Consider the following 14,626-nt stretch of genomic DNA (forward strand, 5'->3'; position numbering starts at 1 on the left):
CAAGGATTAAGGACTTAAAATATGGGTTTTGGTACTTACGTAGCAATGGGTAATCTTGCGGCCAACCAAATTATCGTCATCGACGTAAACGGTAATGTACGTGTTCTAATCGACGGCGAATTGCCCAAGCCTGGTGAGGTTATCGTTCAAGCGGAAACTGAAGTTAACGGCAGCGATCAGCAGTTACAAGTTGAGCTAGTTGATCAAAGTGGTGAGCCTCAAGATATCACCGCCGAAATTGACGATATTTTTGCTGCCTTAGAAGAAGGGCAAGACCCAACTCAGCTTGGTGAAGATTTCGCAACGGCCGCTGGTGGGCAAACAGGGTCGAGCTTGACTTCAAGTGGTTCTGTTTCCCGTGATGGTACCGAAACTATTGCCAGCACCGAGTTCACAACGGAAGGGTTCCAATCACTAGGTTTATCCCAAACCCAAAGCCTAACTTTGCTAGACCAATTCCAACTGTTTGAGCCTATTTTCGTTGACTTAAACAACGATCCGCTTGGTGAAAGCCTTGCCGTAACTACAGATGAAGATACCGCGATCAGCGGCACTCTTACGGCTACAGATCAAAACCCAACCGATACGCTGACTTTCTCTCAAACTTCAACGCCTACGAACGGCACTGCTGTTGTCAACCCAGACGGCACCTGGACGTACACACCAAACGAAAACTACAACGGCCCAGACAGCTTTACCGTAATCGTTGATGATGGCAATGGTGGTACGGCTACCCTTGTGGTTAATATTGATGTTACGCCGGTTAATGATGCTGCGAAAATCACAGGCGATGATAGCGGCAGCGTGACCGAAGACGCGGCGGACAACACCGCGACGGGCACGTTGAAAGCCAGCGACGTGGACAACACAGACAACGTGTTCCAGGCGCAAAGTGATGTGGCGGGCGATTACGGCACGTTCAGTGTGGATGCGAATGGCGAGTGGACGTACGAGCTGGATAACAGCAACCCGACGGTAGACGCGCTGAACGAGACCTCAGAGCCACTGACAGAAACCTTCACGGTGAAATCGGAAGACGGCACCGAGCAGGTGGTGACCATCACCATCAATGGTGCGAACGACGGCGCGAAAATCACAGGCGATGATAGCGGCAGCGTGACCGAAGACGCGGCGGACAACACCGCGACGGGCACGTTGAAAGCCAGCGACGTGGACAACACAGACAACGTGTTCCAGGCGCAAAGTGATGTGGCGGGCGATTACGGCACGTTCAGTGTGGATGCGAATGGCGAGTGGACGTACGAGCTGGATAACAGCAACCCGACGGTAGACGCGCTGAACGAGACCTCAGAGCCACTGACAGAAACCTTCACGGTGAAATCGGAAGACGGCACCGAGCAGGTGGTGACCATCACCATCAATGGTGCGAACGACGGCGCGAAAATCACAGGCGATGATAGCGGCAGCGTGACCGAAGACGCGGCGGACAACACCGCGACGGGCACGTTGAAAGCCAGCGACGTGGACAACACAGACAACGTGTTCCAGGCGCAAAGTGATGTGGCGGGCGATTACGGCACGTTCAGTGTGGATGCGAATGGCGAGTGGACGTACGAGCTGGATAACAGCAACCCGACGGTAGACGCGCTGAACGAGACCTCAGAGCCACTGACAGAAACCTTCACGGTGAAATCGGAAGACGGCACCGAGCAGGTGGTGACCATCACCATCAATGGTGCGAACGACGGCGCGAAAATCACAGGCGATGATAGCGGCAGCGTGACCGAAGACGCGGCGGACAACACCGCGACGGGCACGTTGAAAGCCAGCGACGTGGACAACACAGACAACGTGTTCCAGGCGCAAAGTGATGTGGCGGGCGATTACGGCACGTTCAGTGTGGATGCGAATGGCGAGTGGACGTACGAGCTGGATAACAGCAACCCGACGGTAGACGCGCTGAACGAGACCTCAGAGCCACTGACAGAAACCTTCACGGTGAAATCGGAAGACGGCACCGAGCAGGTGGTGACCATCACCATCAATGGTGCGAACGACGGCGCGAAAATCACAGGCGATGATAGCGGCAGCGTGACCGAAGACGCGGCGGACAACACCGCGACGGGCACGTTGAAAGCCAGCGACGTGGACAACACAGACAACGTGTTCCAGGCGCAAAGTGATGTGGCGGGCGATTACGGCACGTTCAGTGTGGATGCGAATGGCGAGTGGACGTACGAGCTGGATAACAGCAACCCGACGGTAGACGCGCTGAACGAGACCTCAGAGCCACTGACAGAAACCTTCACGGTGAAATCGGAAGACGGCACCGAGCAGGTGGTGACCATCACCATCAATGGTGCGAACGACGGCGCGAAAATCACAGGCGATGATAGCGGCAGCGTGACCGAAGACGCGGCGGACAACACCGCGACGGGCACGTTGAAAGCCAGCGACGTGGACAACACAGACAACGTGTTCCAGGCGCAAAGTGATGTGGCGGGCGATTACGGCACGTTCAGTGTGGATGCGAATGGCGAGTGGACGTACGAGCTGGATAACAGCAACCCGACGGTAGACGCGCTGAACGAGACCTCAGAGCCACTGACAGAAACCTTCACGGTGAAATCGGAAGACGGCACCGAGCAGGTGGTGACCATCACCATCAATGGTGCGAACGACGGCGCGAAAATCACAGGCGATGATAGCGGCAGCGTGACCGAAGACGCGGCGGACAACACCGCGACGGGCACGTTGAAAGCCAGCGACGTGGACAACACAGACAACGTGTTCCAGGCGCAAAGTGATGTGGCGGGCGATTACGGCACGTTCAGTGTGGATGCGAATGGCGAGTGGACGTACGAGCTGGATAACAGCAACCCGACGGTAGACGCGCTGAACGAGACCTCAGAGCCACTGACAGAAACCTTCACGGTGAAATCGGAAGACGGCACCGAGCAGGTGGTGACCATCACCATCAATGGTGCGAACGACGGCGCGAAAATCACAGGCGATGATAGCGGCAGCGTGACCGAAGACGCGGCGGACAACACCGCGACGGGCACGTTGAAAGCCAGCGACGTGGACAACACAGACAACGTGTTCCAGGCGCAAAGTGATGTGGCGGGCGATTACGGCACGTTCAGTGTGGATGCGAATGGCGAGTGGACGTACGAGCTGGATAACAGCAACCCGACGGTAGACGCGCTGAACGAGACCTCAGAGCCACTGACAGAAACCTTCACGGTGAAATCGGAAGACGGCACCGAGCAGGTGGTGACCATCACCATCAATGGTGCGAACGACGGCGCGAAAATCACAGGCGATGATAGCGGCAGCGTGACCGAAGACGCGGCGGACAACACCGCGACGGGCACGTTGAAAGCCAGCGACGTGGACAACACAGACAACGTGTTCCAGGCGCAAAGTGATGTGGCGGGCGATTACGGCACGTTCAGTGTGGATGCGAATGGCGAGTGGACGTACGAGCTGGATAACAGCAACCCGACGGTAGACGCGCTGAACGAGACCTCAGAGCCACTGACAGAAACCTTCACGGTGAAATCGGAAGACGGCACCGAGCAGGTGGTGACCATCACCATCAATGGTGCGAACGACGGCGCGAAAATCACAGGCGATGATAGCGGCAGCGTGACCGAAGACGCGGCGGACAACACCGCGACGGGCACGTTGAAAGCCAGCGACGTGGACAACACAGACAACGTGTTCCAGGCGCAAAGTGATGTGGCGGGCGATTACGGCACGTTCAGTGTGGATGCGAATGGCGAGTGGACGTACGAGCTGGATAACAGCAACCCGACGGTAGACGCGCTGAACGAGACCTCAGAGCCACTGACAGAAACCTTCACGGTGAAATCGGAAGACGGCACCGAGCAGGTGGTGACCATCACCATCAATGGTGCGAACGACGGCGCGAAAATCACAGGCGATGATAGCGGCAGCGTGACCGAAGACGCGGCGGACAACACCGCGACGGGCACGTTGAAAGCCAGCGACGTGGACAACACAGACAACGTGTTCCAGGCGCAAAGTGATGTGGCGGGCGATTACGGCACGTTCAGTGTGGATGCGAATGGCGAGTGGACGTACGAGCTGGATAACAGCAACCCGACGGTAGACGCGCTGAACGAGACCTCAGAGCCACTGACAGAAACCTTCACGGTGAAATCGGAAGACGGCACCGAGCAGGTGGTGACCATCACCATCAATGGTGCGAACGACGGCGCGAAAATCACAGGCGATGATAGCGGCAGCGTGACCGAAGACGCGGCGGACAACACCGCGACGGGCACGTTGAAAGCCAGCGACGTGGACAACACAGACAACGTGTTCCAGGCGCAAAGTGATGTGGCGGGCGATTACGGCACGTTCAGTGTGGATGCGAATGGCGAGTGGACGTACGAGCTGGATAACAGCAACCCGACGGTAGACGCGCTGAACGAGACCTCAGAGCCACTGACAGAAACCTTCACGGTGAAATCGGAAGACGGCACCGAGCAGGTGGTGACCATCACCATCAATGGTGCGAACGACGGCGCGAAAATCACAGGCGATGATAGCGGCAGCGTGACCGAAGACGCGGCGGACAACACCGCGACGGGCACGTTGAAAGCCAGCGACGTGGACAACACAGACAACGTGTTCCAGGCGCAAAGTGATGTGGCGGGCGATTACGGCACGTTCAGTGTGGATGCGAATGGCGAGTGGACGTACGAGCTGGATAACAGCAACCCGACGGTAGACGCGCTGAACGAGACCTCAGAGCCACTGACAGAAACCTTCACGGTGAAATCGGAAGACGGCACCGAGCAGGTGGTGACCATCACCATCAATGGTGCGAACGACGGCGCGAAAATCACAGGCGATGATAGCGGCAGCGTGACCGAAGACGCGGCGGACAACACCGCGACGGGCACGTTGAAAGCCAGCGACGTGGACAACACAGACAACGTGTTCCAGGCGCAAAGTGATGTGGCGGGCGATTACGGCACGTTCAGTGTGGATGCGAATGGCGAGTGGACGTACGAGCTGGATAACAGCAACCCGACGGTAGACGCGCTGAACGAGACCTCAGAGCCACTGACAGAAACCTTCACGGTGAAATCGGAAGACGGCACCGAGCAGGTGGTGACCATCACCATCAATGGTGCGAACGACGGCGCGAAAATCACAGGCGATGATAGCGGCAGCGTGACCGAAGACGCGGCGGACAACACCGCGACGGGCACGTTGAAAGCCAGCGACGTGGACAACACAGACAACGTGTTCCAGGCGCAAAGTGATGTGGCGGGCGATTACGGCACGTTCAGTGTGGATGCGAATGGCGAGTGGACGTACGAGCTGGATAACAGCAACCCGACGGTAGACGCGCTGAACGAGACCTCAGAGCCACTGACAGAAACCTTCACGGTGAAATCGGAAGACGGCACCGAGCAGGTGGTGACCATCACCATCAATGGTGCGAACGACGGCGCGAAAATCACAGGCGATGATAGCGGCAGCGTGACCGAAGACGCGGCGGACAACACCGCGACGGGCACGTTGAAAGCCAGCGACGTGGACAACACAGACAACGTGTTCCAGGCGCAAAGTGATGTGGCGGGCGATTACGGCACGTTCAGTGTGGATGCGAATGGCGAGTGGACGTACGAGCTGGATAACAGCAACCCGACGGTAGACGCGCTGAACGAGACCTCAGAGCCACTGACAGAAACCTTCACGGTGAAATCGGAAGACGGCACCGAGCAGGTGGTGACCATCACCATCAATGGTGCGAACGACGGCGCGAAAATCACAGGCGATGATAGCGGCAGCGTGACCGAAGACGCGGCGGACAACACCGCGACGGGCACGTTGAAAGCCAGCGACGTGGACAACACAGACAACGTGTTCCAGGCGCAAAGTGATGTGGCGGGCGATTACGGCACGTTCAGTGTGGATGCGAATGGCGAGTGGACGTACGAGCTGGATAACAGCAACCCGACGGTAGACGCGCTGAACGAGACCTCAGAGCCACTGACAGAAACCTTCACGGTGAAATCGGAAGACGGCACCGAGCAGGTGGTGACCATCACCATCAATGGTGCGAACGACGGCGCGAAAATCACAGGCGATGATAGCGGCAGCGTGACCGAAGACGCGGCGGACAACACCGCGACGGGCACGTTGAAAGCCAGCGACGTGGACAACACAGACAACGTGTTCCAGGCGCAAAGTGATGTGGCGGGCGATTACGGCACGTTCAGTGTGGATGCGAATGGCGAGTGGACGTACGAGCTGGATAACAGCAACCCGACGGTAGACGCGCTGAACGAGACCTCAGAGCCACTGACAGAAACCTTCACGGTGAAATCGGAAGACGGCACCGAGCAGGTGGTGACCATCACCATCAATGGTGCGAACGACGGCGCGAAAATCACAGGCGATGATAGCGGCAGCGTGACCGAAGACGCGGCGGACAACACCGCGACGGGCACGTTGAAAGCCAGCGACGTGGACAACACAGACAACGTGTTCCAGGCGCAAAGTGATGTGGCGGGCGATTACGGCACGTTCAGTGTGGATGCGAATGGCGAGTGGACGTACGAGCTGGATAACAGCAACCCGACGGTAGACGCGCTGAACGAGACCTCAGAGCCACTGACAGAAACCTTCACGGTGAAATCGGAAGACGGCACCGAGCAGGTGGTGACCATCACCATCAATGGTGCGAACGACGGCGCGAAAATCACAGGCGATGATAGCGGCAGCGTGACCGAAGACGCGGCGGACAACACCGCGACGGGCACGTTGAAAGCCAGCGACGTGGACAACACAGACAACGTGTTCCAGGCGCAAAGTGATGTGGCGGGCGATTACGGCACGTTCAGTGTGGATGCGAATGGCGAGTGGACGTACGAGCTGGATAACAGCAACCCGACGGTAGACGCGCTGAACGAGACCTCAGAGCCACTGACAGAAACCTTCACGGTGAAATCGGAAGACGGCACCGAGCAGGTGGTGACCATCACCATCAATGGTGCGAACGACGGCGCGAAAATCACAGGCGATGATAGCGGCAGCGTGACCGAAGACGCGGCGGACAACACCGCGACGGGCACGTTGAAAGCCAGCGACGTGGACAACACAGACAACGTGTTCCAGGCGCAAAGTGATGTGGCGGGCGATTACGGCACGTTCAGTGTGGATGCGAATGGCGAGTGGACGTACGAGCTGGATAACAGCAACCCGACGGTAGACGCGCTGAACGAGACCTCAGAGCCACTGACAGAAACCTTCACGGTGAAATCGGAAGACGGCACCGAGCAGGTGGTGACCATCACCATCAATGGTGCGAACGACGGCGCGAAAATCACAGGCGATGATAGCGGCAGCGTGACCGAAGACGCGGCGGACAACACCGCGACGGGCACGTTGAAAGCCAGCGACGTGGACAACACAGACAACGTGTTCCAGGCGCAAAGTGATGTGGCGGGCGATTACGGCACGTTCAGTGTGGATGCGAATGGCGAGTGGACGTACGAGCTGGATAACAGCAACCCGACGGTAGACGCGCTGAACGAGACCTCAGAGCCACTGACAGAAACCTTCACGGTGAAATCGGAAGACGGCACCGAGCAGGTGGTGACCATCACCATCAATGGTGCGAACGATGCGCCTCAGGTCAATGGTCAAACGCCAATTACAACCCAAGAGGACACTTCAGTATCCCTAGACTGGTCCTCGTTAGGCATCACGGATCCTGACTCCCCGAACACCTCCCTGGGCATTGTAATCACAGATTTACCAGATGACGGCAAACTTGAATACCTGGACAGCGATGGTGAGTGGAAACAAGTAACAGTTGGGCAGACTTTGGATAAGTCGCAGTTTGATTCTGATGAGGTTCGCTTTACCCCTGACGAACATGAGTCAGGTTATGATAGCCATTCAACCTCGGGTGTTGGCGATCAGAGGCAGGATTACGCAGAAATTGGTTTCAAACCAACTGACGGTATAAACACGGGTGAAGAAGCGACGATAGCGATTAATGTAACGCCGGTTGCTGATACTCCGTTAATTTATACCTCAACAAGCGGTATCAGCTTACCATCTCAGGACTTCAATGTGTCTACCTGGACAGGTGTTGAGCTTGGGTCTCATGGTAATGGCGTAAATGCTAATACCCTGATTACGGCGATCGACTCCCTTAATACTGATGATGCTGCATTGTCAACTACAAGTAATGTGCAGGATACGGCGAGTAACGCCACACCAGAAGATAACGCAGTTCTTGTTACAGGTTTGGTTTATCTGGAAGCAGGTAAAACTTATGACTTTGTAGGGCGTGGCGACGACAGCCTGGCTATTAAAGTTGGTGGTGACCTGGTCGACCAGGCTCGCTGGGGAGTTGATGCGGGCCATATTCCAAGTGGTAATCCGTTTACACCGCCAGTGTCTGGTTTCTATCCGATTGAAATTTATCATCATAACCAAAGCGGACCAGGTAACTTTGATGTCAACGTGTCCGTTGACGGTGCTGCACCGGTAGATTTAAGCAACAGCAACTTTGGAATTGTAAGTGATGAAAGCCAGTTAGACAGCAGTGGCGTACGTACCTCTGAGCTTCAGGAAGTCGATGGCTCGCATGTTTACGAAGCTTACGAGACAAATGAAGGTCAGCAGGACACATGGATACCTTTGACCCGGGTTACAGTTGCACTGCAGGATACTGATGGTTCAGAAAGTCTGTCAGTCAGCATCAGTGGCTTGCCGGCAGGAGCTAAGTTTACAGATGGTAAGCAGGAGCTAGTTTCTGATGGTGAGTCCAGTGAGTTTGATGTGACTGGCTGGGATCTGGATAATATTTTTGTATTGCCACCATCTGGCAGCAGTGAAGATTTCTCAATTTATATTGATGCGACTTCATCCGAGAACGACTCAACCAGTAAAGCATATAATTCGACTAAGATTGATGTAACGGTACATGAGAATGCGCCTACGATCGCTGATAACGACCAGGTTACAGTAAATGAAGATACGACGGTAACCGGCAATGTTCTTGATAATGACTCTGACGCTGACAATGTACTTTCTGTCGCATCAATTGAAGTTAATAGCCAGAGCTACAATCCAGGCGATATTGTCCAGCTGACAGAAGGTAAGCTTGTTTTAAACAGCGATGGCAGTTATGAGTTTGAACCGGTTGAAAACTGGTCCGGAACTTTACCGTCGGTCCACTACACCACTAATACTGGTGCGAATGCTACTCTTGCTATCAATGTAACGCCGGTCGCAGATGCTCCTTCGATCTCTGTTTCGGTAGGTGAGCTACAGCAGGTACAGGCCACACCAGGCTTTAATACCACGCCTGACGGTATACGTGAGCAAGTCCAGAATGGCAATACTTCATTTGCAGGCACAGATCACCAGCATGTTGTTCAAGGCCCGGTATTCAACAATGGTCACGCTGGCAATGACCTGATGATTGCACCGGACAATGCTACTCCACAGAATTTTGTTGGTGATACTCAGGCTGCAAATGCTCAGCAGCAGGGCAGTGACACGTTTGTTGGTACCGGGTATAACGATTCGTTTTACGGAGGAAAGGGATCTTTAGATAGTGAAAAGGCCATTGACAGCGTTATCTATCAGGGCAAGCTCTCTGAATATACACTCGATTTCCGCGGTCTGGAGCATACAGATAAGCCTTATTGGTTAGTGAAAGACTCCCTGGAGCGTGATACTTCCAGCGATAACTCTCCACTTACGGACGATGGGGACCATCTCTATGGCATCGAGCGTCTGATATTTGAGGATGCGATTGTCGAGATCAATAACGACAATGGTACTTATACGGTACTTCATGACCGGATATTACCAGTCGATATTGATGTTGCACTGGTTGATACTGACGGCAGTGAAGCGCTGGCAGAGACCGTTGATATCGATGGAATTCCTTCCGGAGTCGAGTTGTATGTCGGCGGTCAACTTGTTAACGCTAACGGTGACGGTACTTACACAGTGGCGCTGCCTGCTTCAGGTCATATCGATGCCGAAATCAAGGTACCTTATACCTATTCCGGTGATCTTGACTTCAAACTGGGTGTCTCTGCTACATCAACAGAGAGCGGTAACAATGATACGGCTTCCGGAAGCGAAACCATTGACGTGAGTATGAGAGAGTACGTGTTGAACACCGGCTCTCACGGCGATGACAATATAAGCGGAACTCAAGACAACGACCTGATCGTCGGTGATGTGCAGGGTATTCAGATTGTAGCCGGCCAGGATTATAACATCGCGTTCCTGCTCGATACCTCCGGCAGTATGGGACATGATGTCAAAACCGCTAAGAGCGAGTTGCTGACGGTATTTGACTCCATACTGGCAAGTACACAGGGCGATCACTCAGGTAAGGTTAACGTTCTTATTTCTGATTTCTCCAGCAACGGTAACACTTCGGTGTCGATTGATCTGAACAGCGATGATCCACGAGCTGACTTCGTTGCAGCGCTGGCCCAGATCCCTGACCAGGGCGACGGTGGAACAAACTATGAAGCCGCGTTCCAGTCAGCCGTGGATTGGTTTGCTGATCAGCAAAGTGGTAATAATCTGACTTACTTTATTTCTGATGGTGAGCCGACCACCTATACCAACAGTAGTCTGTATCAAAGTCAGTTTGATCAGATCTTGCTGGATTATGATGCGAATACGGAGCAGCTAATCACTCTAGCGGATGTATTGCCAGCTAATTACACCAACGGTGTTGTTATGTACAAAGGTCAGGAATTGATTAACAGCCAGGGGAAGCTCTATTCACCATTAACAGGAAGTAAAATTGGTCAAATGAGCGTTAATGGACATTCGTTTGATTACTATGACCGCGGTGGGGTGAATAATCAGGGCAAACATATGTTTGAGCTGCTTGCTATGCTGTCTGCGGTTCAGGCAATCGGTCTTGGCCACTATCTGGATGAGTCAGTGCTGGATGACTATGATTCCGATGGAATTGTGGATACTGCCATTGATGTTACGGAGCTTGCGAATGTTATCTTGGGACAGGAAATAGATCTGTTACAGGGTGGTGACACGATTGATGGACTGGCTGGTGATGACATTATGTTCGGAGACCTGATTCAGTTTGATGGTATCTCCGGTCAGGGTATTCCGGCTATTCAGAAGTATGTTGCACAACAGACAGGAGAAGATACTTCTTCGGTTACCGCAAGGGATATTCATGATTATATATCTCAGAATACAGCTGAGTTTGATGTTTCCAGAACAGACGATAAAGCGGATACCCTGACAGGTGGGAAAGGAAATGACATCCTGTACGGTCAGGGCGGAAACGATAGCCTGGATGGTGGTCTAGGTGACGACTTCCTGCTGGGTGGGACAGGAAATGACACCCTGATCGGTGGTCTGGGCAATGACATTCTAACTGGTGGTGATGATGCTGATATCTTCAAGTTTGTTGACCAAGATAGCACCAATACTCAGGTTGATATTAGAGACGGTGAGAGGGATATCATTACTGATTTCACGAAAGGTGAAGATAAGATTGATATCTCAGAAATACTCCACACTGACTCTAATGATACAGTAGATAGCTTACTTAATGAGCATAAGATTGATATTGCAATTGAAGGCGGTGATAACTTGGCAACCGCAGATCTTAAGCTAACAATTTCGGATGGAAATAGCAGCCAAGAGGTTGTGTTGCAAGATGCTGCTGCGCAATACAGTAGTTACATTTCAGATGGCTCAATAACTAATGCTAGCGCTATATTGAATGATTTGCTGAAAGTGCACGATACAACTAACTAGTAAAAAGGGCCGAAAGGCCCTTTTTGTTAGCGATTAGCTGCATAGTGAAACCAGATAACTTGCAATATAGTTATCTGATTTTTATTTCTACAACACCTTACAGGCAAAACCTTTCAGGTAGAAACCTTCTGGGTAAGCGCTGTCAGTGGGGTGGTCAGCAGCTTGTTCAAAGCGTTCTACAAATTTCACCTGACGGCCAGAATCAACCGCAGCGTCTGCAATCACTTTCTGGAATAGCTCTCCGCTCATTAATCCTGAGCAAGAGTATGTGAGTAGGGTTCCACCAGGCTTTAGGATTTGCATGGCTAACATATTGATATCTTTATATCCGTTAGCTCCTGACGTTAAGTTATTTTTGCTTGAAACAAACTTAGGTGGGTCCATGATAACCACATCAAATTTTGTTCCCTGATCGCGATATTCGCGTAACAACTTGAACACATCAGCATTTAGGAATACAGCGCGTTTTTTCGAAATATCGAACTCATTTAGCTCAGCATTGTGCTTCGCTGTATCAAGCGCAGGCTGAGAGACGTCAGCATTGATAACGCGCTTAGCGCCACCTTTCAAAGAGTAAAGACCAAAGCCACCAGTGTAGGAGAAGCAGTTCAGAACTTCTTTATCTTTTACATACTTCATTGCTTGTTGGCGGCTATCTCTTTGGTCAAGGTAGAAGCCTGTTTTGTGTCCACCAACGATATCGACACTGATTTTTACGCCGTTTTCCTCGATAACTACAGATTTAGGTGGCTCTTGACCATGAAGGACGCCCACAGTCTCTTCTAGGCCCTCTTTTTTACGAACGGCAACATCAGAACGTTCGTATACGTTACAGTCAGGGAAACATTCGACTAAGGCATCCACAAGTGTTTGTTTGTGGAACTCAGCGCCAGCACTTAGCAACTGACACACTAGGTAGTCTTGGTACTTATCGATGGTGATACCAGGAAGGCCATCTGACTCAGCAGCAATCAAGCGGTAGCCAGTGAGTCCATCACGCTCGATGATATCATCACGTAACAATTGAGCGTCTTGAATACGCTTAACAAAAAAGCCCTTGTCGATTGATTCTTTTTCGAAGCTCCAAACACGAGCACGGATTTGAGAGTTCGGTGAGTAAGCAGCCTTTGCTAACCATTTACCATCGTGAGCGAAAACGTCAACAGTTTCCCCTAATTTCGGCTCGCCTTCGACTTTGTGTATTCCACGAGAGAACACCCATGGGTGCTTACGGCGAAGGGATTTGTCTCGTCCTTTGACTAGATAAATAGCTGGAGTCATTGGGTTACTCGATAGGTTGTTTTTAAAGGAGGGGTATTTTCTAGGATGTGTATGGGAATTGCAAATAAAAGAGCCGCCTAGTGGCGGCTCTTATTGTTACGCTTTTAGACCCGTAAGTAAGGCTTCCATTTGATCGCTTTGATTTCGCAATTGAGCGATATTGGAGTTGGTCGCATTGATCATGCTACACACGCTGTCAGATTGGACGCGTATCTCTTCAACACTTGCCGCGATATTGTCAGCTACGACACCTTGCTCCTCGGCCGCAGTTGCAATCTGAATACTGCTGTCTGAGATTGATTGGTTTTTCTCAGCAAGCGCACCAATTTCAACGTCAACCTCTGACATACGCTGCTGGCCTTCAGAGGCGTTAACAACCGTTGTTTCCATCAACTGAGTCAAAGACTGGCTATTGCGTTGTAGTGCTTCAATCATAGTTTGAATCTCTACTGTTGCTTGCTGAGTGCGACCCGCTAAGGCTCGAACTTCATCGGCAACCACCGCAAAACCGCGGCCTTGTTCACCAGCACGCGCAGCCTCGATAGCGGCGTTAAGTGCGAGTAGGTTGGTTTGTTCGGAGATACCGTTGATCGTCGTGACCACTTCATCAATTTGTGCGGCGTTTGCATCAAGTTCGGCCACTGCTTCAGAGGCTGATTGGACTTCTTGAGAAAGCTTAGAGATTGAGCTGAGTGTATGTCCGACTTTAGATTGCCCTTGTGTTGCTACGCTGCGGGCATCTTCAGTCTGGGTACTTGATTCATGAGCGAGGTTCGCAACTTCTCTTATTGTTGAAGCCATTTGCTCTGTTGCGCTGGCTAGAGAGTTTAGGTGCTCTTGCTGGCTGCTAGAAACCTCTGCACTCTGCTGATTCGATTGGTTCAAGTCAGAGCTAATCTGTTGCATTAATGCGATAGACTCTTGAATGGAGATCACCATGTTCTGCTCTCGTTCAGCAACCTTGTCTATGGTGATGGCTATCTCACTGAATTCATCGCGTACTTTAAAGAAGTTCATCCTACTGGTGAGGTCACCATCGGCTAACGTGTTGAGCGCTTTATTCATGGTAAACATTGCGCCGCCAATAAAGGTCATGATGTAGTAAACACCTAGCGCAATAAGTGACAATGTCACCAAAATGATAACCATGTGGGTAGTAGACATCGCTGACCACAAGTTTTGCTCGTGAATGGCCGCTAGACTGAACGCTCCGTTATTGACGCTTATAGCACCTTCGCCAGTACCAAATTGAATGGTGTTTGAATCCTTGATGATGTTCGCGACCTGCTCTTGGGAAAGGTTTCCGGCTTCAATCAGGTTACGCATTAGAACCAACTCATCTTGGTAAAGGTGATTAAGCATTTGATCGGCGCTGTTATCGAGTACCAGAGTTAAAATAATTAAAGCGATAACTGGAAGTAAGAAGAGTAAGTAGAACTTCTCCTGAATTTTTAAATGAATGAGATATTTATCAATCCAACGAAATGGTATTTCTTTCATAATTATTATGTCCAATGAAGAGACCCATATATCCATTATGGGTAAGAATAGTACG

The 14,626-nt window shown here is 52.1% G+C and carries 3 protein-coding genes; 1 reads left to right on the plus strand and 2 read right to left on the minus strand.

Annotated elements, in window-relative coordinates; translation table 11 throughout:
• The first annotated feature begins 21 nt into the window (after positions 1-21).
• Complete coding sequence (locus IX91_RS26350) at positions 22-11,790, plus strand: VCBS domain-containing protein (RefSeq protein ID WP_038550406.1); 11,769 nt, start codon at positions 22-24, stop codon at positions 11,788-11,790.
• Between the two features lie 87 nt (positions 11,791-11,877).
• On the opposite strand, the gene IX91_RS07145 is transcribed toward IX91_RS26350, so the two are convergent.
• Positions 11,878-13,071 (minus strand): class I SAM-dependent methyltransferase, encoded by a 1,194-nt coding sequence (locus tag IX91_RS07145; protein WP_004743389.1) that lies wholly within the window; start codon positions 13,069-13,071, stop codon positions 11,878-11,880.
• Between the two features lie 96 nt (positions 13,072-13,167).
• Positions 13,168-14,571 carry a methyl-accepting chemotaxis protein gene (locus IX91_RS07150; protein ID WP_004743390.1) on the minus strand — a complete coding sequence of 468 codons (1,404 nt, stop codon included), beginning with the start codon at positions 14,569-14,571 and terminating at the stop codon, positions 13,168-13,170.
• Positions 14,572-14,626: the final 55 nt, after the last annotated feature.

It is taken from the genome of Vibrio tubiashii ATCC 19109, assembly GCF_000772105.1.
Lineage (GTDB): Bacteria > Pseudomonadota > Gammaproteobacteria > Enterobacterales > Vibrionaceae > Vibrio > Vibrio tubiashii.